Here is a 23,131-nt window from a genome sequence, read left to right on the forward strand (position 1 = left end):
ACATGATGACAGCATATTACCTCAGTGCAAGTGTGCAATAGAGGCGTCCATCTTCTGGTACAGCCTAGGTTCATTGGCCGGTTATTAATCACGCAAAAGAGTTTTTTTTCTGTAAAATCAAACAAGAAATTGATCCGGATCTGTGAGGAACAGAGAAATGGGGGCGCGATGAAAAAACTGTGCAACATGAGTTTGTGGTTGACCGGTCTGCTGTTGACTTGCCTGCTCTTGGCAAGAGTGGGCTGGGCGGCAGAGCCGAGGCGAGAGCCCACCGAGCAGGAGCTGGCCCGGACCCTGGTGCTGCTCCATGAACCTATCGTCATGTTTCAGGCCAAATTTGGTAGCCTGGACGGTGCGGATCGGGTGCGTCGGGTGCATGAACGCCTCGACACCATGAGTGCCGATGACTTGCAGACACCCATTACCGTCGTCGCAAGCCAGCGGCTCGGCTATGAGACACGGGAGTTCATGGTCAACGGCAAACGAGTCCTGGTGCTGGTGGACAAGGATCTGGACGATCTCGATGAGCTAACCCTGGATCAAGCGGCCGATCGCGTGCGGGGGCGATTGGAAGAGGTGCGACTCAAGTATCTGGAGCTGCACTCCACGCCTTATCTGCTCAAGGCCACCGGCAAGACTGTGCTGGCCAGCCTGGTTTTCTTCAGCCTTATATGGGGTCTGCAATGGATCCATCGTCGAGTCAGAAAGTGGCTCGCCAATCGACTGTTGCTGCAAAAGGGGTTGATCCCTCACCAGTGGCGCCAGGTGGCGGGCAATGTCGAGGTGCGACTACTGGGGCTGGTGACGCTGCTGCTGGTGTTCATGGTGACCTACGGCTGGCTCACCTACGTATTGGGGCTCTTTCCTCAAACCAGGGCCTGGAGCGATCGGCTGGGCAGCTCGCTGTTTACCCTGTGCGTCGACATGCTGGAGGGCATCATGGCCGCCATGCCGGGGCTGGTGACAGTGTTGCTCATCTTCGTCATGACCCGGCTCTTCATACGTATGCTGGGCATCATCTTTGATCGCATCGAACGTGGCCAGCTACGGATGCAGGGGCTGCATGCCGAGACGGTGGGGGCGACCCGTCGCCTGCTCTCCGTGGTGATCTGGTTGTTTGCCCTGACGGTGGCCTACCCCTATCTGCCCGGCGCCAATTCGGATGCCTTCAAGGGGGTGAGTGTCTTCTTCGGCCTCATGGTGACCCTGGGCTCGGCGGGGATCATGAACCACGCCATGAGTGGTCTGGTGCTCATCTACTCGCGGGCCTTGCGTCCCGGCGATCTGGTACAGATTGGCGAGGTGGAAGGCATGGTGACCGAGCTCAGCGCCCTGTCTACCAAGCTGGTGACGCGCCAGGATCACGAGGTCACCCTGCCCAACGCCGTGGTCGTGGGGGGCAAGGTGGTCAACCTCACCCGCCTCGCCGGCGAGAAGGGAGTGGCCCTGCTCACCAAGGTGACCATCGGCTACGACACCCCCTGGCGTCAGGTGCATGCCATGCTGGAACTGGCCGCCCGGCGCTGTGAGCGGCTCAATCAGGACGAGGCCCCGCTGGTGCGTCAGCTCAATCTGCAGGATTGGTATGTGGAGTACGAGCTGCAGGTGCGCATGAAGGCGGGGTTGCTGCCCGCGGTGGTCAAGACCGAGCTCCATGGCCATATCCAGGATGTGTTCAACGAGTTCGGGGTGCAGATCATGTCCCCCAACTTCATTGCCCAGCCGGAGCAGGCGGTGCTGGTGGCCAAGGAGCAGTGGTACCAGGCCCCGGCCGAAGCGCCCAAGGATCAGGCACCTGGCAACTGAGTCAGGGGTCTGCGTCTGATGACCTGACAAATGAAAAGGCCCGGCAGCGATGCCGGGCCTTTTGCTATTTCAGCGCGGGAGGGCGGTCAGCTCTCCTTGATTTCACTGGCGGTCTCGCTCGCATCGGTTGGCCTGAACTTGACCAGGAAGGCCAGGGTCAGCAGGGCAGTGCTAACCAAACCGATGATGGTCGAGATCTGCATCTCCATGCCAAAGCCGATGGGGGCATTGGCCAGGTAAGTGATGACCACGGCGGTCATGAACATGGCCGGTATGGTGCAAATCCAGTGCAGCTTGCCCTCCTTGGCGAGGTAGGCGGCGGCAGCCCACAGCATGATCACTGCGGTGGTCTGGTTGGCCCAGCCGAAGTAGCGCCAGATCACCCCGAACTCAGCCTTGGAGATGATGTAACCCAGCACAAACATGGGGATGGCAATCAGCAGGCGCTTGACGATGGGCTTCTGGGTCATGTTGAGGAAGTCCGCCACTATCAGGCGGGCACTGCGAAACGCGGTATCGCCGGAGGTGATGGGCAGGATCACCACGCCGAGGATAGCGAGGATGCCGCCGACGGTGCCGAGCAGGCCGGTGGAGACCTCGTGGACCACGGCAGAGGGGCCGCCATTGGCCAGGGTTGCGTTCAGGGCGTCCGTGCTCTCGTAGAAGGAGAGCCCCAGGGTGCACCAGATCAGCGCGATGACACCTTCGCCTATCATGGCGCCGTAGAAGATGAAGCGACCGGACTTCTCATTTTGCATGCAGCGCGCCATCAGTGGGGACTGGGTGGCGTGGAAACCCGAGACGGCACCGCAGGCGATGGTGATGAACAGCAGCGGCCAGAGCGGCAAGTCGGTGGGGTGCAGGTTGGAGAAGTCCATCCCTGTGTTGTAGAACCCCTTGCCCGATACCATGAGGCCGATCACCAGGCCGACCGACATGAACACCAGCAGGGCGCCGAAGATGGGGTAGAAGCGACCGATGATCTTGTCGATGGGGACTATGGTCGCGAGGATGTAGTAAGCAAAAATGGCCGCGATCCAGTAGACCATCTCGATGTGAGTCAGGCTGGAGAGCAGACCGGCCGGGCTCAGTACGAACACCACGCCGACCAGCATCAGCAAGATGACGGCAAACAGGTTCATGAAGTGCTTGGCGACCGTGCCCAGGTGCTCACCGACCACGGTCGGGACAGAGGCGCCCTTGGCGCGCACCGACAGCATGCCGGAGAAGTAGTCGTGCACCGCACCGGCGAAGATGCAGCCAAATACGATCCACAGCATGGCGACCGGGCCATAGAGGGCGCCGAGTATGGGGCCGAAGATGGGACCGACCCCGGCGATGTTGAGCAGCTGAACCAGGTAAATCTTCTTGTCGGACATGGGGACATAGTCCACCCCATCGGCCATGGTGATGGCCGGGGTTTTCAGCTCGGGTTTGGGGCCGAAAATCCGTTCGATGATTTTACCGTAAGTGAAATAGCCGGCGACGAGCAGGCCGACACAGAGGAAGAACCAGACCATTGTAACGCTCCATTACTTGTTATTGTGGTGTGCGCTGAGGAGTCTAGGTGGCCGGGCGGTGAAACTCATGGGAAAGAACCTGAGCGGCGTCTTGGCGTCCCGAGCGGCGAAGGATTGTGATCCGGTTCACGCTTGATGCCCGATGGGCCAGGCCTGCTGGAGGCCCGGCTTGCATGGCAAGGGGCCTAGCAGGGGTCTTTGGTCAAGGCGCCTTGGCCTGCTGGAGGAGGGCGGTTAGCTGAGACCGAACTGGTCTTTCAGTTCCTTGAGGTAGCGGCGGCTGACCGGCACCCGGGCGCCGCTCTGGGTGACTATCTCGGCCAGCTGGTTATCGAGCAGGGCGATTTCGAAGATGGCGGCAGGGTGGATCAGGTACTGGCGATGGCAGCGCAGCAGCGGACTCTTCTCCTCCAGGGATTTGAGGGTGAGCTGGGTGTGAAACAACTCCCCCTGACAGGCCACATGCACCCCGCCCAGATCCGAGAAGGCGTACTCCACCTGCGCCATGGGCAACAGTCTCACCCGGTTATGGAGATAGCCGGGAATATGGTGGATGGCCGGTGCCAGGGTCGCCATGGGTTGCGGCGTCATATCCTGCTTGAGCCGAGCCAGGGTCTTGTGCAGTCGGGCGGGTTCGACCGGTTTGAGCAGATAGTCGAAGGCCTGCTCTTCGAAGGCCTGAATGGCATAGTCGTCATAGGCGGTGACGAAGACGATGCGGGGCAGGGGATCGAGCATGGCGACCAGCTCCATGCCGCTGAGTTTGGGCATCTGAATATCGAGAAAGACCACGTCAGGTTTGAGGCTGTTGATCAGGCCGAGCGCCTCTATGGCGTTAGCCGCCTGCCCCAGGAGAACGATGTCATCATCCTGACCAAGCAGCAGGGCCAGCTCGTCGCGGGCATAGGGTTCATCGTCGACGATGAGAACGCGGATCATCTTCTCTCCTGGGACAAAGGGCTCTGTGTGGGACGGGTTGAGACCGGGGCGCAAGGCGGGTTCATGGGGTATCCCTGGGCAAGGTGAACGAGACCCGGGTCCAGTGCTCGGGTTCACAGTGAATGCTGATGCCATATTGCGGGCCGAAGGCGCTCTTGAGGCGCTTGTCGACAATGGAGATGCCTAACCCATCGCCATTGGCTCCCGGTTGCCAGCAACCGGCGTTGTCCTCGACGCTGATGGTCACGCACCCCTCATGCTCCTGGGCCAGCAATCGCAATCGCCCCTCGCCCAGCAGGGTGGAGATCCCATGCTTGATGGCATTCTCGATGAGAGGCTGCAGTGTGAAGCTCGGCAGACGCAGCTGGGCCAGATGCTCGGGGATCTCGTTGATGACCGTCAATCTGTCGCCGAAGCGGGCCAGCTCTATCTCTAGATAGGACTGGCAGTGCTCTTGCTCCTCTTGCAGGGTGGCCAGATCGCTCTGGCGCTTGAGGTTGTTGCGAAAGAAGCGCGACAGGTGCAATAGCAGCTCCCGGGCCCGCTCCGGGTTGCGGCGGGTGATGGCCCCTATGGTGTTGAGGGTGTTGAACAGGAAGTGGGGATTGATCTGGGCCTGTACCAACTTGAGCTCTGACTGCATCAGCAGGCGCTGTTGTTGCTCCAGTCGACCGCTGAGCAGCTGCTGGGAGAGCAGATTGGCGATCCCCTCGCCCAGGGTGTGATTGATCTTGAGAAACAATCGGGTCTTGGGCTCGTAGAGCTTGATGGTGCCAATCACCCCCATGTCCCCCTGCAGGGGGATCACCAGCACCGAGCCGAGCTCGCACTGGGGGGAGATGCTGCAGCGATAGGGTTGGCTGTTGCCATCGGCAAACAGCACCCGGTTCTCACTGATGGCCTGCTGAGTGAGGCGCGAGGTGATAGGGGTACCCGGCTTGTGGTGATCTTCCCCTATGCCGATAAACGCCAGGATCTGGTGAGTGTCCGTGATGGCCACGGCGCCGACCCCGGTCTCTTCCTTGACGATATGAGCAATCTTGTCGCTCGCTTCCACCGTGAACCCCTGGCTCATGATGCCGACGGTGCGGTTGGCGATGGTCAGGGCCTTGGCCGAGAAGACCCGGGAGAACTTCTCATACATCTGCTGTTGATCGCGGATCATGCTGATGAACAGGGCCGCGCCGCAGGAGTTGGCCAGGATCATGGGGGTGGCGATGGTGCGCACCAGCAGCAGTGCCTTATCGAAGGGGGCGGCGACCAGCAAGATGATCACCATCTGCATCACTTCGGCCACCAGGGTGACGAAGAAGGCGGTTCTGGGCTCGAACAGCGCATCGGTTCGACCCGCCCGCACCAGGCGCCAGTGCAGCAGGCCGCCGAGCAGCCCCTCGCAGGTGGTGGAGATGGCGCAGGCCAGATCGGTAAAACCGCCCATGCTGTAGCGGTGCAGGCCACCGGTCAGTCCGACCAGCAGGCCAACCAGGGGGCCGCCGAGCAGACCGCCAAGCACGGCCCCCACGGCGCGGGTGTTGGCGATGGCATCATCGATGTCCAGGCCCACATAGGTGCCCAGGATGCAGAAACCGGAAAAGAGCACATAAATGAGCACCTTGTGGGGCAGGCGCACCGAGAAATGCGTCAGCGGCCGAAACAGTGGCGTCTTGGAAAAGAGGTAGGCGATGACCAGGAAGACGCTCATCTGCTGCAGCAGTGAGAGGACCAATTGCATAAAAAACGTTCCTCATTGCTAGGGGGTCAGTGGATGACCATCCCCCCGCAACTGTGATCGGGATCTTGTTCTGTGGCGACTCTGTTGGTGCCTGGGGCGGCATTCTGCCAGAACATAAAATAAAAACTATATAAAATCAGCATGTTAAATTGATATTTGTGTAAATGAAAAACAATTGATATTCAGGAGGGGAGCATGAATGCATCCGCAGGATGTGCCACATGGAGGTGGCATGCTCCGCCCAGTCGTGAGACTGGGCGTTTTTTATCCATCCTCAGTCGACAACCGTTTTGTGGGTTTTCAGTCGATTATTCAAGTTTGTCCAATGAGTTATCCCCAGCTTCTGGGGATAACTCAAAATGCAAAGTAGTAACAAAAGCGTCGGCCCGGATTGAAGAAGTGGCGCTGGGCATCGTCCAGTTCCTCCGGTTTGAGGGAGGCGATGATAGTGCGCTCATCTTCGCGCAGATCGATGAGGGGAACCCCCTCGCTGCGCTGCCCCTTGGCATAGGGCAGGATCTTGGGCTTCAAGGGTTGGGTAGGCTCAGTGCTGACAACCAGGGCCAGGGCACCATCCGACAGCTGCACCAGAGATCCGGGGGGATAGACGCCGAGCAGTTTGATAAGCAGCTTGACCAAGGGTTGCTCGAATTTCTTCTGAGAGAGCTTGTAGAGCTGGCTGATGGCCTGATTGGGGGCGATTGGCTGACTCGTCCCCCTGGGGTGAAGCAGTTCATCAAAATAATCCACCAGACCGATGAGGCGCGCCAGTGGCGGGATCTCGCCGCCCTTGATGCCGAGGGGGAAGCCACTGCCATCTAGTCGTTCATGATGAAGATGGGCAACCTGACGGATCCTGGGTTCGAATGCCTGCCACTGATTGAGCATTTCCAGCCCGTATTGAGGATGCATATTCAGGTAATTTTGTTCAGAACGAGTCAGTTCGCCCCGTTTCTGGCTGATCTGGCTGGGCACTCTCAGCTCGCCGATATCATGCACCAGACCCGCCAATCCCACCTCCTCGATCGCCAGGGGATCCATCTCCAGCTCGCGGGCCATCAACATGGCAATAAAGGCAATGTTGAGGCTGTGTTGTAGCAGGATGTCGCTGTGGACACTGCGGATCAGATGCAGGCCGAGGGGACCCTGATGTTCACGCAGGCGGGCGGCCACATTGCGCACCAGCTGGGCGACATTGGCCAGCCCCTCATCGGGTTTCAAATTGAGGGCTCCGAGTGCTTCACGCAAATCCGACATGGATTGGCCAAATGCCTTGTCGGCACTGCGCAGGGAGCGGCGCCAGGCTTTGTCATCGAAGAGTGCCGTCTCAGTGGCGTGACTCGGGGCAGGGGAGTGCCCGGCAGGGGGTAATTCGACGGGGTCGTCACCTTGCAGCAAAGGGGCCAGCGGCAGGTCACTCTTGTCGGTGTCTACGGTGAGCAGGGCGAGATCCAGGTGGCGTATGATATCGAGCTGCTGTTGATCTTTGATCTTGAAAGCGTTGAACAGGAAGGGGTGTTGCTGCCAGCCCACGGGCAGGTGGACATAGTGGCCGATCCGCAACTGCTCGATAGATGCCTGCATCAGTGCCATACGCAACACCTGTTCGCCAAAAAGCCTATCAACAAGCTAGCAAAATTAAGCAGATAGACAAATAAAAAAGCCCGCGCATGTGCGCGGGCTCTTGTTATCGCTCTGACTTATCAGGCTTTGGCTTTCTTCTTGCTATCAACCTTGGCGTAGACTTTGGCTTCCACCTTGGCAGCAACCCGGACTTCCTCGCTGAAAGGACGGCCGTAGTAGGTATCCATCAGTATGGCTTTGAGCTCGGTGATCAGCGGGTAGCGCGGGTTGGCGCCGGTGCACTGGTCATCGAAGGCTTCCAGGGCCAGCTGGTCAACCTTGGCCAGGAAGTCGGCTTCGTTCACACCGGCTTCACGGATGGAGGCCGGGATGCCCAGGGTCGCTTTCAGCTCGTCCAGCCAGGCCAGCAGCTTCTCTATCTTGGCAGCGGTACGGTCACTGGCCGCAGTCAGACCCAGGTGATCGGCGATTTCGGCGTAACGACGACGAGCCTGCGGACGATCGTACTGGGAGAACGCGGTCTGCTTGGTCGGGTTGTCGTTCGCGTTGTAGCGAATGACATTGCTGATCAACAGGGCGTTAGCCAAGCCGTGCGGGATGTGGAACTCGGCACCCAGTTTGTGCGCCATGGAGTGGCAGACACCCAGGAAGGCGTTGGCGAATGCGATACCGGCGATGGTTGCAGCATTGTGCACCTTCTCGCGAGCAACCGGATCGTTGGCACCGTTCTGGTAGCTGGACGGCAGATACTCTTTCAGCAGCTTCAGCGCTTGCAGTGCCTGGCCATCGGAGTATTCGTTAGCCAGTACGGAAACGTAGGCTTCCATGGCGTGAGTGACCGCATCCACACCACCGAAGGCGCACAGGGACTTGGGCATGTTCATGACCAGGTTGGCATCGACGATGGCCATGTTCGGGGTCAGCTCGTAGTCGGCCAGCGGGTACTTCATGCCGGTGGCGTCGTCGGTTACTACCGCAAACGGGGTGACTTCAGAGCCGGTACCGGACGTGGTGGTGATACAGACCAGTTCGGCCTTCACGCCCATTTTCGGGAACTTGTAGATACGCTTGCGGATGTCCATGAAGCGCATGGCCAAGTCTTCGAACGCGGTGTCCGGGTGCTCGTACATGACCCACATGATCTTGGCCGCATCCATCGGTGAACCACCACCCAGCGCCAGGATAACGTCCGGCTTGAAGGAGTTGGCCATCTCGGCGCCCTTGCGGACGATGGACAGGGTCGGGTCGGCTTCTACTTCGTAGAAGACTTCCACTTCCATGTTCAGCTTCTTGAGCAGACGCACCACGTCGTCGGCATAGCCGTTGTTGAACAGGAAGCGGTCGGTGACCACCATTGCACGCTTCTTGCCTTCCAGATCACCGAGGGCGATCGGCAGGGAGCCACGACGGAAATAGATGGATTTCGGAAGTTTGTGCCACAGCATATTTTCTGCCCGTTTTGCGACTGTCTTCTTGTTGATCAGGTGCTTGGGACCGACGTTCTCGGAGATGGAGTTACCACTCCAGGAGCCGCAACCCAGGGTCAGGGAAGGAGCAAGAGCGAAGTTGTACAGGTCACCGATACCACCCTGGGTGGAGGGGGTGTTGATCAGGATACGGGCGGTCTTCATCTTGTCGCCGAAGTATCTGATGCGGTCGGCGTTGCGATCCTGGTCGGTATACAGACCTGAGGTGTGGCCGATACCACCGATGTTGACCATGTCACAGGCCATCTCGACGGCTTCTTCGAAGTTCTTGGCGCGGAACATACCCAGGGTCGGGGAGAGCTTCTCGTGAGCGAATTCATCCTCGGCGCACAGTTCCAGACCTTCACCGATGAGGATCTTGGTGGTGGCAGGCACAGTCACGCCAGCCATGGCCGCGATCTTGGTGGCCGGCTGGCCGACGATATCCGCGTTCAGCGCGCCGTTGATCAGCAGCACCTTACGGACCTTGTCCGCTTCATCTTTGGAGAGGATGTAGCCATCGTGGCTGGAGAAACGCTCTTTCACCTGGTTGTAGATGGAGTCAACCACGATGACCGCTTGCTCGGAGGCGCAGACCACACCGTTGTCGAAGGTCTTGGACATCAGGATGGAGGCGACGGCACGCTTGATATCGGCGGTTTCGTCGATGACGATGGGCACGTTACCGGCACCGACACCGATGGCAGGCTTGCCTGAGGAGTAAGCGGCTTTCACCATGCCCGGGCCACCGGTGGCCAGGATCAGGTTGATGTCGTTGTGCTTCATCAGCGCGTTGGACAGCTCGACGGACGGTTGATCGATCCAGCCGATGATGTCTTTCGGGGCACCGGCGGCAATGGCGGCATCCAGTACCAGCTTGGCGGCGGTATTGGTGGAGTTCTTGGCGCGGGGGTGCGGGGAGAAGATGATGGCGTTGCGAGTCTTGAGCGAGATCAGGGCTTTAAAGATCGCGGTAGCGGTCGGGTTGGTGGTCGGCACTATGCCGCAGATGATGCCTACCGGCTCGGCGATGATCATGGTGCCCATCTCGTCATCCTGACTCAGGATGCCGCAGGTCTTCTCATCTTTATACGCGTTATAGATGTATTCGGAGGCGAAGTGGTTCTTGATAACCTTGTCTTCGATGATACCCATACCGGACTCTGCCACGGCCATCTGGGCCAGGGGGATACGGGCGTTGCTGGCGGCCAGGGCGGCGGCGCGGAACACTGCATCAACTTGCTCTTGCGAGAAGCTGGCGAATTGACGCTGCGCTTCTTTGACGCGAGCAACCAGTGCATCCAGTTCAGCCAAATTGGTTACTGCCATGTTTATCTCCTGATGATTTGAAAACTGTTTAGTAAGACCTTGGCAATGCCCGGCAATTATAGACACCGTGTCAAGGAGAGCCTGACCACTATGGGGTATTTACAAGCCTTACTGAACTGCTTTCGCCATCGATTATAGGGCCGTCTCATGTCAGCAAAGCTTGATCTGGATCATGTGTAACAAAAGAACAAAAGAAATTTTATTTCAAAATACATGTTTTCAACATGTTATCGGCTTGTGGAGTTAAGCTGGCGGGGGATGAATGGGGCGTGAACGAATCTCACGCCATTTAAATCAAGCAGTTAGGACTATGACATCCCAGTGGCCCTGCTGGCCTGTGGGGAGGATGGGGGCGGCATTGTGGTAGAAGCGGCGATCATCGAGCACCAGATAGTCACCGGTTGTTAACGCTTGCTGGAAAAAGGGTTGTTCTTTTAATCCGTGGTAAAGCTGCAAGGCCCCGCCCGTGACCCCCTGGCTGCCACAGAAGAAGACGCCGATGAAGTCGAAGCCATCTTGATGCACGCCCTCGGGGGCGGGGGGAGTTGCGCTGCCGAGGGAGGCGCAGATCCGCATCTGATGCACGCCTATCTCGCGGCCGTCAGCCAGTGCCGTGTGGCGTGCGAAGGCGCTGAGCATGGCCAGGAAGGCATCATGCTGGGCAACGGCGGGCAGCAGATCGGGGTAGGTGCGGGGCACGTCGCCGAGAAACTTGTTGATGGCGGCGGCTTGGAAGAAGACGCCGTTGTCGAGGCGATGAAAGCCCTGGCCCTGTTTTTCGAAACGACCGTAGCGGCGGCGACGAAAATCACCGTCGATATAGGGATCTACCGGGAGTTGATCGAAAAACATACTCAGCCCGGCAACGAGCGTTGCTGGCAGGGTATCGAGTTGCCAATCCAGGGTGACGTCCATATCTATCATTGAAAACTCCTCTTTTTGTGAGATGAAATCTTGTTACCAAATCCGATGGCGAGATAAAACTCGAAATTATTTTACCGAAATGTTAAATCGTCACAATGTTTTTTAACAAACGATTATGTCGAAATTTGATAACACATTAGAGGAACTAACTATTGAGGGCGGGGAACGTGAGATTATTTGATTGGTGGCCGCACAAACTATGAGGTAAATTCGTGCACAATTTCTTACCTGCTGGCCCCAACGGGCGCTTATCTGTGGATGACTTGCGTGGCTGACATCGATTTTTCGTTATATCTGAAGTTCTTCATTGGCCTTATCGCCATTATCAACCCGCTGGGCCTCCTGCCTGTCTTCGTCAGCTTGACCAATCATCAGACACCGGCCGAGCGGATGAGGACCAACACCACGGCCAATATTGCCGTCATGGTGATCCTGTTGGTCTCCATGTACATGGGGCAACTGATCCTCGATGGCTTTGGCATTTCGCTGGCGTCGTTTCGCATCGCAGGGGGGTCGCTTATCACCCTGATCGCCTGGTCCATGCTGCAGGGCAAGCTGGGAGAGGTGAAACACAACAAGCAGGAGAAAGGGGAGCTGGCCGCCCGCGAGTCGATTGCCGTGGTGCCACTGGCGCTGCCGCTGATGGCGGGTCCGGGGGCCATCTCTTCGGTGATCGTCTATGCCAGTCAGAGCCATTGGCAGCAGCTGCTTGGCATGTCGCTGGTGGTGGCCATCTTCTCCTTCTGCTCCTGGCTGATTTTTCGCGCCGCCCCCTTGCTGTTCAAGTTGATGGGCAACACTGGCATCAACGTGGTGACCCGGATCATGGGCCTCATCATGATGTCCCTTGGCATCGAGATCATGGTGGCGGGCATCAAGGGAGTCTTCCCCAGCCTGATGTGAGCTGAGTCTGTTTTGTGCCAGCCGGTCCCCGTGACCGGCTTTTTATTGTTTCTTTTTCGTTAACCATTTCCTAGAATCGAGCGGCTCTGTGTATAAAAGCGCCGTTTCGGCCTATTTAAATGCTGGATAATTGCTTAAAAGCTGTTTATTTAACCAAGGATCCAGACCCGCTCTGATGATATCTATTGCATTATCAGAAATGACAGGGAATTATGCTGACTGCGTGCTCAGGCCCGCATTTATGACAAACGCATGGAATGTTCTTGTTGGAGTAAATGGAAATGACTCATAAAAAAACAATGATTAATACCCTTTTATTGGCTGCGCTATTCGGTGGAGCCACCCTGGCTCAGGCCGCCGACGTCCCCGCTGGTACCAAGCTCGCCCCCGAGCAATCCCTGGTGAAAGGCAACGGTTCAGAACCCGCCACCCTGGATCCACACAAGACCGAAGGAACGGTCGAATCCAATATTCTGCGTGACCTGTTCGAGGGTCTGGTCAGCTCAGGTCCCAAGGGTGAGACCCTGCCCGGCGTCGCCGAGTCCTGGGAAACCAAGGACAACAAACACTTCGTGTTCCACCTGCGCAAAGATGCCAAGTGGTCCAATGGCGATCCTGTCACCGCCCACGACTTCGTCTTCGCCTTCAAGCGCGCCGTGGATCCCAAGACGGGCTCTCCCTACTCCTGGTACATGGAAATTCCGACCATAGTCAACGCCAGTGCCATCATCGCCGGCAAGCAGCCTGCCGACACCCTGGGGGTCAAGGCCACGGATGACCATACCTTCGAAGTGCAGCTTGAAAAAGCCATTCCCTATTTCGTCAGCATGCTCTCTCACACCACCACTTATCCGGTACCCAAGGCGGTGATCGAGAAGTTTGGTGACAAGTGGACCCAACCGGAAAACATGGTTTCCAACGGTGCCTACAAGCTGAAGGATTGGGTGGTCAACGAGCGGGTCGATGTCGAGCGCAACCCCAACTATTGGAACAACGCCAAGACGGTGATCGAGAAGGTCACCTATCTGCCCATCCAGTCCACCAATGCCGAACTGAATCGCTACCTGGCTGGCGAAGTGGATCTCACCTACAACATGCCCATCGAGCGCTTCAAGCAGATGAAGAAGGAGCACCCGAACGAGGTGCAGGTGAGCGGCTATGTAGGCACCTATTACTACACCTTCAACACCAAGCGCAAACCCTATGACGATGTGCGAGTGCGTACCGCACTCACCTATGCCATCGATCGCAACGTGATCGCCGAGAAGGTGATGGGCAAGGGTGAGACCCCAGGTTATGCCCTGGTGCCGGACTTCGTGGACGGCTTCAAGCCGGTGGCTCCGGCCTGGTCCAAGCTGAGCCAGGCTGAGCTGGATGCCAAGGCCAAGGCGCTGCTGGCAGAGGCCGGCTACGGCCCGGGCAACCCGCTCAAGTTCGAGCTGCTCTACAACACCGATGACAACCACAAGAAGGTGGCCGTGGCCGTCGCCTCCATGTGGAAGAAGCTGGGGGTGCAGGTGAGCCTGGTGAACCAGGAGTGGAAGACTTACCTGGAAACCCTCAAGCAGGGTCAGTTTGATGTGGCTCGTCGCGGCTGGATTGCGGACTACAACGAAGCCTCCTCCATGCTGGATCTGATGCAGACCACCCACGGCAACAACGACGGCAAGTACTCCAACCCGACATTCGACAAGCTGATGGCTGAGTCCCGTGACCAGGTGGATGAGGTCTCCCGCAACAAGCTCTATGTTCAGGCCGAAGACATCCTGGCCAAGGACATGCCGATTGCGCCCATCTATCAGTACGTGACCTCCCGTATGGTGAAACCCTATGTGGGCGGCTACCCGGCCAACCCGCTGGATAACCTGTACAGCAAGGACATGTACATCATCGCTCACTGAGTACAATAAAAAAGTCGCATAACAAGCAGGCCCGCCAGACGGCGGGCCTTTAAATTAAAACCGCGACCCTTTGGAAGCAGTACAGGACAGGACATGTCTATGTTGAAATTCATCCTTAAACGTCTATTGGAAGCGATCCCGACCCTGCTGGTCTTGATCACCGTCTCCTTCTTCATGATGCGCTTCGCCCCCGGTAACCCCTTTACCAGCGAACGGGCATTGCCGCCGGAAGTCCTGGCGAATATCGAGGCCAAATATGGTCTGGATAAACCCATAGGCACCCAATACCTCACCTACCTGGGCAACCTGGTACAGGGTGATTTGGGCCCCTCGTTCAAATACAAAGACTTCAGCGTCAACGATCTGGTGAGCCAGGCGTTGCCAGTGTCCGCCAAGATAGGAGCATCGGCCTTCTTCTTTGCCGTCTTGCTGGGGGTAACGTTCGGCACCATTGCCGCCCTTAAACAGAACACCCTCATCGATTATCTGCTGATGTCGTCGGCCATGGCCGGGGTGGTGATCCCGGGCTTCGTACTGGCGCCGTTATTGGTGCTCTTCTTCAGTATCTATCTGGGCTGGTTCCCGGCCGGTGGCTGGCAGGGCGGCGGCATCCAGTTCATGGTGCTGCCGGTGTTTGGCATGATGATGTACTACATCTCCGCCATCTCGCGCATCATGCGCGGCAGCATGATAGAGACCATGAACTCCAACTTTATCCGCACCGCCCGCGCCAAGGGGCTGCCGCTGCACCACATCATTCTCAAGCACGCCCTGCGCCCGGCCATGCTGCCGGTGGTCTCCTACCTGGGCCCGGCCTTCGTCGGCATCATCACCGGATCCGTGGTCATCGAGACCATCTTCGGCCTGCCAGGCATTGGCCAGCTGTTCGTCAACGGCGCCCTTAACCGTGACTACTCCATGGTGCTCGGTCTGACCATTCTGGTCGGCGCCTTGACCATCACCTTTAACGCCGTGGTCGATATTCTCTATGCCTTCATCGATCCCAAGATCCGTTACTAAGCCGGGAGTGCATCATGGTTGTAAATAGTGAAAAGCGTGAAGTACTCGAAGCCTTCGCACAGAAAGTGGATGTGGTGGAGGGGCGTTCCCTGTGGAAAGATGCCCGTCGCCGTTTCCTGCGTAACAGAGCGGCGCTGGTGAGCCTGATCATCCTGACCATCATCGGTCTGGCGGTCATCATAGGCCCGCATCTGTCCCAATACACCTTCGACGATCCGGACTGGGGCGCCATGCAATCGGCCCCGGATCTGGAGACGGGACACTGGTTTGGCACCGACAGCCTGGGCCGGGATCTCTTCGTGCGGACCCTGCTCGGCGGGCGTATCTCGCTGATGGTCGGCATCATGGGCGCCCTGGTGGCCGTCATCATCGGTACCCTGTATGGCGCCGCCTCCGGCTTTATCGGCGGTCGGGTCGACAGCCTGATGATGCGGGTACTGGAGATCCTCAACGCCTTCCCCTTCATGTTCTTCGTGATCATGTTGGTGACCTTCTTCGGCCGCAACCTGGCGCTCATCTTCATAGCCATCGGCGCGGTGAGCTGGCTCGACATGGCGCGGATCGTCCGCGGCCAGACCCTGAGCCTCAAGAGCAAGGAGTTCATCGAGGCGGCCCATGTCTGTGGCGTCTCCAAGTGGAAGATCATCACCCGGCACATAGTACCGAACGTGCTCGGCATAGTGGCCGTTTACGCCACCCTGCTGGTGCCTGGCATGATCATGTTTGAATCTTTCCTGAGCTTCTTAGGCCTCGGTGTGCAGGAGCCCATGACCAGTTGGGGTGCCCTGCTAGATGAAGGCTCCAAGTCGATGGAAGTGGCCCTCTGGCAACTCTTGTTCCCCGCCGGTTTCATGGTGGTGACCCTGTTTTGCTTCAACTTCCTCGGGGATGGTCTGCGTGACGCGCTCGATCCCAAGGATCGCTAAACGTGCAGCCAGGGCGTGCTAACAGGCGCCCATGGTCTGGTCATGCATCCCGAAGGATTGATAAGAGCCACGAGGTTCGATAAGGAATTTTTATGAAATTACTGGATGTAAAAGATCTGCGGGTCGAGTTCAAGACCCCGGACGGCAATGTGGTGGCGGTCAACGATCTCAACTTCTCCCTCTCGGCCGGTGAGACTCTGGGAATAGTGGGAGAATCTGGTTCAGGCAAGTCTCAGACGGCCTTCGCCATCATGGGCCTGCTCGCCAAGAACGGCATCATCACCGGCTCGGCCAAGTTCCAGGGGGAGGAGATCCTCAACCTGCCGGAGCACAAGCTCAACAAGATCCGCTCCGAGAAGATAGCGATGATCTTCCAGGATCCCATGACCTCGCTCAATCCCTACATGAAGGTGAAGGATCAGCTGATGGAAGTGCTGATACAACACAAGGGGATGAGCAAGGCTGCGGCCTTCGAGGAGTCGGTGCGCATGCTCGATGCGGTGAAGATCCCCGAGTCGCGCCAGCGGATGAACATGTATCCGCATGAGTTCTCCGGTGGCATGCGTCAGCGGGTGATGATCGCCATGGCGCTGCTCTGCCGCCCGCAACTGCTCATCGCCGATGAGCCGACCACGGCGCTGGACGTGACGGTACAGGCCCAGATCATGACCCTGATGAACGAGCTCAAGCGCGAGTTCAACACCTCCATCGTCATGATCACCCACGACTTGGGCGTGGTGGCGGGGATCTGCGACAAGGTGCTGGTGATGTATGCCGGCCGCACCATGGAGTACGGCAAGGTCAACGACATCTTCTACCGTCCTAGCCACCCCTATACCGAGGGGCTGCTGCGTGCCATTCCCCGCCTCGACACCGAGGGGGAGATCTTGCCGACCATTCCGGGCAACCCGCCCAACCTGCTGCGTCTGCCCAAAGGCTGCCCCTTCCAGGAGCGCTGCCACAGGGCCAGCGAGATCTGCGGTCAGGAGTCGCCGCTCTTGCTGCCCTTCAACGATGGCCGCGCTCGCGCGTGCCACTGGGTATCGGATGCCATGGTCAAGGGAGTGAACTAAATGGGTACTGACAAGAAACTGCTGCTGGAAGTGTCCGACCTCAAAGTCCACTTCAGCATCAAGAGTGACAAGGCCTGGCCCTGGGCCAAGCCCTCGACCCTCAAAGCGGTCGATGGGGTGACTCTGCGTCTGTATGAAGGGGAGACCCTGGGCGTAGTGGGGGAGTCCGGCTGTGGCAAGTCCACCTTTGCCCGGGCGCTGATTGGCCTGGTGCCCGCCACGGACGGCAAGGTGGTCTGGCTGGGTAACGACTTGACCAAGCTCGATCAGAAGGCCCTGCGTGAGAAGCGCAAGGAGATCCAGATGATCTTCCAGGACCCGCTCGCCTCCTTGAATCCGCGCATGACCATAGGGGATATCATCGCCGAGCCCCTTATCACCTTCTATCCCAAGCTCTCCAGGAGCGAGGTGGAGGGCAAGGTGCGCGCCATGATGACCAAGGTGGGGCTGTTGCCCAACCTGGTCAACCGCTACCCCCATGAGTTCTCCGGCGGTCAGTGTCAACGCATCGGTATCGCCCGGGCCCTGATCCTCGAACCCAAGATGATCATCTGTGACGAGCCGGTCTCGGCGCTGGATGTCTCCATCCAGGCGCAGGTGGTGAATCTGCTCAAGTCCATCCAGAAGGAGATGGGGCTGTCGCTCATCTTCATCGCCCATGACTTGTCCGTGGTGAAGCACATTTCGGATCGGGTGCTGGTGATGTATCTGGGCAATGCGGTGGAGCTGGGCAAGGGCAAGGAGATCTACGCCAATCCTCTGCACCCCTACACCAAGGCGTTGATGTCGGCGGTGCCGGTGCCGGATCCTGATCTGGAGCGCAGCAAGGTGATCCAGATCCTGGAAGGGGACTTGCCGTCGCCGATGAATCCGCCGTCCGGCTGCGTGTTCCGTACCCGCTGCCCGGTGGCCGGTCCCGAGTGCGCCAAGACCCGGCCTGTGCTTGAGGGGAACTTCGACCACGCCGTCTCCTGCCTCAAGGCAGACCCGCTCTGACGTATCGCCGTCATGCAGATAACAGGGCGCCTCTGGGCGCCCTTCTTTATGGGTGCTCCCTGCTGCTGCGGGGGGAGAGGCTGGGTGCGGACCGATCCGCTCATCGGATTGCTATATCTTTATCAGGCACTTGGCAGCACCAGGAGGGCCTGCTAGTATCCGCGGCACAAGGGGAGTAACTTCTCGCCGGTCTGTCGTCATTACGGTGTCTTTGCAGCGCAAAGCACCCGGCACCCGGGCAGCCAAGGCTGTAAGTGAGACCTTGCCGAGAGGCAAGGTGTATCTGCTCCAAACGCGAACCCATGCCTCCGGTCATGGGTTTTGTCGTTTTTAAGGAGGACACAATGGGTGAATGGTGGATGTGGTTGGGGTTCTTCGCCCTGGTGTTGACCCTGCTCTGGGTCGATTTACGTTTCGTGGGGGGCGGCAAGTCTCATAAGGTTTCCCTCAAGGAGGCGGGAGCCTGGTCCCTGGTCTGGGTGAGCATGGCGCTGCTCTTCAACCTGGCCATCTGGTACTGGGTTGATGTGAATATGGGTCGCGAGATGGCGAACCAGAAGGGGTTGGAGTTCCTCTCCGGCTACCTCATCGAGAAGGCACTGGCGGTGGACAACGTCTTTGTCTGGCTGATGCTGTTTGGCTATTTTGCGATCCCGGCCGAGCTGCAGCGCAGGGTGCTGCTGTACGGGGTATTGGGCGCCATCGTGATGCGGGCTGGCATGGTGTTTGCGGGCAGCTGGCTCATCGAGCAGTTCCACTGGATCTTGTATCTGTTCGGCGCCTTCTTGCTGCTGACCGGTGCCAAGATGCTGTGGGCGGCCGACAAGGAGCCGGATCTTGCCAACAACCCCTTGTTGAACTGGATGCGCCGTCGCGTCAAGGTGACCGAGCAGCTGGAAGGGGAGAACTTCTTCGTCTGGCGTGATGGTGTGCGCTACGCCACGCCGCTGCTGCTGATCCTGGTGCTGGTTGAAGTGAGTGACCTCATCTTCGCGGTGGACAGCATCCCGGCCATCTTCGCGGTGACCACGGATCCCTTCATCGTGCTCACCTCCAATATCTTCGCCATCATGGGGCTGCGGGCCATGTACTTCCTGCTGGCCGGTGTGGCCGAGCGTTTCAGCCTGCTGAAATACGGCCTGGCCTTCATCCTGATGTTTATCGGAGTCAAGATGCTGCTGCTCGACATCTTCAAGATCCCGACCGGGGTAGCCCTGGGGGTGGTGGCCAGCATACTGGTGCTCAGCATGGGGCTCAGCCTCTGGCTGACGCGCAAGCAAGTCAAATCGGCGAGCTGATCCGCAGCCCTGGCGCGCGGGTATAACGGCGGCGGTGCCAGAGGATAATGAAATGAAAAGGGCTCCTAAGGGAGCCCTTTTCTATGGGCATTGATTGCCCGCTCGCGCGCCGTGCCACAGGGGCGGCAGGATTAACGCTTGATGATGCGCGGGTTGCTGTAACCCCAGACGGTGTACATGTCCGCCAGCAGGGCGCCATTGTACTCTTCCAGATCTGCCTGTTTAATCTCGTTATCCCCCTGACGGCCAAACATCACCACCTCATCACCGGGTTTGACCCCCTTGATGTCGGTCACATCGATCATGACGGTGTTCATGGAGGTCTTGCCCACCACCGGGGCCTTCTGGCCGTTGATGAGCACGGAGGCCTTGTTGCTCATGGCGCGGCGATAGCCGTCCGAGTAGCCCATCGGCAGGTTGGCCAGCACGGAGTCCCGCTTGAGGGTGAAGGTGCGATCGTAGCCGACCGTGTTGCCCGCCGGGAAGTGACTGACTGCCGCTACCTGGCTCTTGAAGGCCATGACGCGTTTGTATTCGGTGTAGGAGGGGATGGAGTCGCCATAGATGAGGCCGCCCGGGCGAACCATGTCCAGATGTGCTTCGGGCACTTCCAGGGTGGCGAAAGAGTTGGCGCAGTGCAGGGTAAGCTTGCTGCGATCCAGCTTGCCCGCCTCGATCAGCCACTGGGAATCGAGCTTGAACTGGGCCAGACCCAGCTTGACGTCCTCTTTCTCCTCCACCGGGAAGTGGGTCATGATGCCGACCGGGGTGATCCCCTTGAGGCCGAGTATGGCCAGGGCTTCACCCTTGGCATCCTGGGCGCGCAAGTCCAGACCGTTACGGCTCATGCCTGCCGAGTTGAGGCCAATGTGCACCGGTATCCGGGTCTGGTGGCGCTGGGCTATCTCGCTGATGATGGTCGCGTTTTCCAGGCCGCCGACCAGCTCTTCGAGCTTGTAAGGCACCGCCTGCTCGACTTCGGCCGGGGTCGCGGCGCGGACTCGCATCAGACGACCGGTGAAGCCCTTGTCCCGTGCCACGCGGGCCTCTTCGTTGCTGGCGATGCCGATGCAGGGGATGCCGGCGGCAACCACCGAGGGCACCAGCAGATCGATGCCGTGACCATAGGCGTCGGCCTTCATGATGGCGCAGATCTGCGGGCCCTTGTCACCGAGGCGAGTCTTGAGGGTCTGCAGGTTGTGATCGAAGGCTGCCAGATCCACTTCCAGCCAGGCATTGGCGGCGCTGTATTGCTGGCCATTGCGTTGATCGTCCGCCTGGGGCAGGTAAGGGGCGGCAACGGCCTGGCCAGCCATCAGGCCGAAGATCAGGGTCGCGAGCAGGGTTTTCTTGTTCATGGGATGTCCTGTTTTGTTGAGGCGAGGCGGCTGGGCATCGAGGGGCAGATCGGGATCCGCCCCTGGATGCTACCAGTGGCTAATAAATGCCTTGTTATTGATTTTTATGTATTTAACGGGGTTTGGACCCGGATGGGAGTGTACCGTATGGTGCTCTTTGTGGCACGTCTTTAGGTCACGTTTCCCTGAGGTGATCAGAGGCTGAAGGGGAGCAAGACAGGGGACAAATGCCCGGCTGTGCCCCGTCTCGGGGCGGGAGGGGGCACAGCCGGGCGTTGAGCCATTGACGGAGCGAACCTCGCCCCTCATCAAACGGGTTGGCGAGCCTCTTTCGAGGCGGCATGGGGCGCTTGGGTCTCCTCTTCCAGACAATCCTCGGTCTTGGCGATCACGCAGGCGGCGATGGCGTTGCCGAGCACATTGGTAGCGGAGCGACCCATGTCGAGGAAGTGGTCTATGCCGAGCAGCAGCAGGACACCCGCCTCCGGGATATGGAACTGGTTGAGGGTGGCGGCAATCACTACCAGGGAGGCCCGTGGCACCCCGGCCATCCCCTTGGAGGTGACCATGAGCAGCAGCAACATGGTCACCTGCTGGGCGAAGGAGAGCTCGATGCCATAGGCCTGGGCGATGAACATGACCGCAAAGGTGCAGTACATCATGGAGCCATCCAGATTGAAGGAGTAACCCATGGGCAGCACGAAGCTGGCGATGCGCTTGTCACAGCCGAACCACTCGAGGCGTTGCAGCGTCTTGGGATAGGCCGCCTCCGAGCTTGCGGTCGAGAAGGCGAGCAGCACGGGCTCTCGGATCAGGGCCAGCAGGCGCGGGGTGCGCTGGCGCAGGAAGAGGCTGCCCATGGCGATGAGCAGCAGCCAGAGACAGGCCAGGGCCAGATAGAACTGGGCCATGAAGCTGCCATAGGTGGCGAGGATGCCGAGCCCCTCCTTGGCGACCATGGCCGAGATGGCGGCAAAGACGGCAAAGGGAGCGAAATTCATCACATAGCCGGTCACCTTGAGCATGATCTCGGCGCTGCTTGCCAGCAGCATCACCACCGGCTTGGCGGCATCACCGAGTGCGGCGGCGGCCAGACCGAAAAACAGCGAGAACACCACGATTTGCAGGATCTCGTTGTTGGCCATGGCCTCGATCAGGCTCTTGGGGATGGCATGAGCGATAAAGTCACGCAGGCTCAGGCTGGCGGCGCTGATGCCGCTGCTGGCGGACTCGGGTGGCAGAGGCAAGGAGAGGCCGCTGCCCGGCTGCATCAGGGTGACCATGAGCAGCCCCAGGCTCAGGGAGAGCAGGGAGGCGAGCATAAACCAGCCGAGGGTCTTGGCGCCGATCCGGCCGACGGTGCGGGTATCGCCCATCTTGGCGATACCGACCACCAGGGTGGTGAACACCAGGGGGGCGATGATCATCTTGATGAGGCGCAGGAAGATGTCGGTGAGCAGGGTGACGTTGTCTGCAAAAGCGGGGGCTTCGCCGGGGGCAAAGAGTCGATAACCCTGACCGGTGGCGATGCCAAGCAGCATGGCGATCAGGATGGCGAGGGTCAGCTTGTTCATTTTCATGGGGAGAGATCCGGGCAACGCAAGGAGTCGGGATGGGGTGGCGAGTGCCACGACAGCCGTGCCAGATCGCCAGAGGAGGGCGATCACGGTTTGCAGCATGCCCAAAGGCGAGCACTAACACCAGCGTCGAGTCACACTTTTCATACTGGTCTTAGGTGTATCAAGGATGTTATTTAATTAATTGTTACTATTTACTGTTGCTAATTGTTATTTTATTGAGATATTCAGCTGACAAGCTGCCATCCCCCTTGGCCTGGTGACGCAGGCGCAGGTTGAGCAGGGCAGAGATGCGATGCTCGACATGCAACTGCTCCATGAAGGTGTCTGGCTCGTACTCATCGAAACCAAACTGAGGGCGACGGGGGGTCGCGCGCACGGCATCCCGGGCAATCTCCAGACTCAATACCTCTATCCAGCCATAGCCTCTGGACAGGGCCAGTTCCCCGGCGCGTTTGAGCACGTATTTGCGCGCCGTCTCCCTGTCCACCAGATCGTTGCCGACGAACTCTATCTGCCAGCGATCCGGGCCGAGCTGGGTCTGGGAGAAGCCAGTCTGACCATTCCACATTGACTTCTCACTGTCATAGGGGGTCGCGCAGCCGCCCAAGAGCAGGGTGCAGACCAGCAGGAGAGAGGGCAGAGGAGAGCGACAAGATGGCATGAGATAAACCCTGGGCAGAGACGATAGCTGATCACAACACAGGGATCGGTTTTGGGCAATCATCCACCTGGCTGGAGGAGAGCAGGGAGAGGGTCAATGCCATCCGTGATGAGGG

At 58.8% G+C, this 23,131-nt stretch carries 17 protein-coding genes; 8 read left to right on the forward strand and 9 right to left on the reverse strand.

The annotated features are described in order from the left end of the window. Window positions 1-168 precede the first annotated feature (168 nt). Window positions 169-1,806 carry a mechanosensitive ion channel family protein gene (locus M2366_RS08580; RefSeq protein WP_259269469.1) on the forward strand — a complete coding sequence of 546 codons (1,638 nt, stop codon included), beginning with the start codon at window positions 169-171 and terminating at the stop codon, window positions 1,804-1,806. Between the two features lie 86 nt (window positions 1,807-1,892). On the opposite strand, the gene M2366_RS08585 is transcribed toward M2366_RS08580, so the two are convergent. From M2366_RS08585 to M2366_RS08610, 6 genes are all read right to left on the reverse strand, one after another. Next, window positions 1,893-3,326, reverse strand: coding sequence for a carbon starvation protein A (locus M2366_RS08585; protein WP_259269470.1), 1,434 nt, complete (start codon window positions 3,324-3,326; stop codon window positions 1,893-1,895). 234 nt (window positions 3,327-3,560) lie between these two features. Continuing rightward, window positions 3,561-4,265, reverse strand: a complete 705-nt coding sequence (btsR, locus tag M2366_RS08590) for a two-component system response regulator BtsR (protein ID WP_042042218.1) — start codon at window positions 4,263-4,265, stop codon at window positions 3,561-3,563. 61 nt (window positions 4,266-4,326) lie between these two features. After that, a complete protein-coding gene (locus tag M2366_RS08595) occupies window positions 4,327-5,997 on the reverse strand; it encodes a sensor histidine kinase (protein ID WP_042042217.1) in 1,671 nt (556 codons plus the stop codon). 354 nt (window positions 5,998-6,351) lie between these two features. Beyond that, complete coding sequence (locus M2366_RS08600; protein ID WP_259235900.1) at window positions 6,352-7,590, reverse strand: HD-GYP domain-containing protein; 1,239 nt, start codon at window positions 7,588-7,590, stop codon at window positions 6,352-6,354. 110 nt (window positions 7,591-7,700) lie between these two features. Beyond that, the gene (gene adhE / locus M2366_RS08605) at window positions 7,701-10,376 is read right to left on the reverse strand and encodes a bifunctional acetaldehyde-CoA/alcohol dehydrogenase (RefSeq protein ID WP_259269471.1); all 2,676 of its coding nucleotides are present in this window, start codon (window positions 10,374-10,376) and stop codon (window positions 7,701-7,703) included. Window positions 10,377-10,670: 294 nt separating this feature from the next. Next, on the reverse strand, window positions 10,671-11,300 hold the full coding sequence (locus M2366_RS08610; RefSeq protein WP_259235902.1) for a 2OG-Fe dioxygenase family protein: 630 nt from the start codon (window positions 11,298-11,300) through the stop codon (window positions 10,671-10,673). A 267-nt stretch (window positions 11,301-11,567) separates the two neighbouring features. Here M2366_RS08610 and M2366_RS08615 point away from each other — a divergent pair, with 267 nt between their 5' ends. From M2366_RS08615 to M2366_RS08645, 7 genes are all read left to right on the forward strand, one after another. Continuing rightward, window positions 11,568-12,203, forward strand: a complete 636-nt coding sequence (locus M2366_RS08615; protein ID WP_005906182.1) for a YchE family NAAT transporter — start codon at window positions 11,568-11,570, stop codon at window positions 12,201-12,203. Window positions 12,204-12,484: 281 nt separating this feature from the next. Further along, window positions 12,485-14,104, forward strand: coding sequence for an ABC transporter substrate-binding protein (locus tag M2366_RS08620; protein ID WP_259235903.1), 1,620 nt, complete (start codon window positions 12,485-12,487; stop codon window positions 14,102-14,104). Between the two features lie 99 nt (window positions 14,105-14,203). Further along, a complete protein-coding gene (gene oppB, locus M2366_RS08625) occupies window positions 14,204-15,124 on the forward strand; it encodes an oligopeptide ABC transporter permease OppB (protein WP_042042214.1) in 921 nt (306 codons plus the stop codon). Window positions 15,125-15,138: 14 nt separating this feature from the next. Then, window positions 15,139-16,050 carry an oligopeptide ABC transporter permease OppC gene (gene oppC / locus M2366_RS08630; RefSeq protein WP_042042212.1) on the forward strand — a complete coding sequence of 304 codons (912 nt, stop codon included), beginning with the start codon at window positions 15,139-15,141 and terminating at the stop codon, window positions 16,048-16,050. 92 nt (window positions 16,051-16,142) lie between these two features. Continuing rightward, complete coding sequence (locus M2366_RS08635) at window positions 16,143-17,123, forward strand: ABC transporter ATP-binding protein (RefSeq protein ID WP_042042211.1); 981 nt, start codon at window positions 16,143-16,145, stop codon at window positions 17,121-17,123. Continuing rightward, the gene (oppF, locus tag M2366_RS08640) at window positions 17,124-18,119 is read left to right on the forward strand and encodes a murein tripeptide/oligopeptide ABC transporter ATP binding protein OppF (protein ID WP_042042210.1); all 996 of its coding nucleotides are present in this window, start codon (window positions 17,124-17,126) and stop codon (window positions 18,117-18,119) included. A 344-nt stretch (window positions 18,120-18,463) separates the two neighbouring features. Continuing rightward, window positions 18,464-19,417, forward strand: coding sequence for a TerC family protein (locus M2366_RS08645; protein WP_259235905.1), 954 nt, complete (start codon window positions 18,464-18,466; stop codon window positions 19,415-19,417). A gap of 131 nt (window positions 19,418-19,548) precedes the next feature. Here M2366_RS08645 and alr read toward each other — a convergent pair whose 3' ends face one another. The 3 genes from alr to M2366_RS08660 all read right to left on the reverse strand — a co-directional run bounded on the left by alr (window position 19,549) and on the right by M2366_RS08660 (window position 23,016). After that, a complete protein-coding gene (gene alr / locus M2366_RS08650; RefSeq protein WP_224430655.1) occupies window positions 19,549-20,775 on the reverse strand; it encodes an alanine racemase in 1,227 nt (408 codons plus the stop codon). Window positions 20,776-21,083: 308 nt separating this feature from the next. Then, window positions 21,084-22,355, reverse strand: a complete 1,272-nt coding sequence (locus M2366_RS08655) for a dicarboxylate/amino acid:cation symporter (RefSeq protein WP_259235907.1) — start codon at window positions 22,353-22,355, stop codon at window positions 21,084-21,086. 187 nt (window positions 22,356-22,542) lie between these two features. Beyond that, complete coding sequence (locus M2366_RS08660) at window positions 22,543-23,016, reverse strand: CC0125/CC1285 family lipoprotein (protein WP_042042206.1); 474 nt, start codon at window positions 23,014-23,016, stop codon at window positions 22,543-22,545. Between the last annotated feature and the right edge of the window lie 115 nt (window positions 23,017-23,131).

The sequence above is a fragment of the Aeromonas sp. BIGb0405 genome (assembly GCF_024807335.1).
Taxonomy (GTDB): domain Bacteria; phylum Pseudomonadota; class Gammaproteobacteria; order Enterobacterales; family Aeromonadaceae; genus Aeromonas; species Aeromonas rivuli.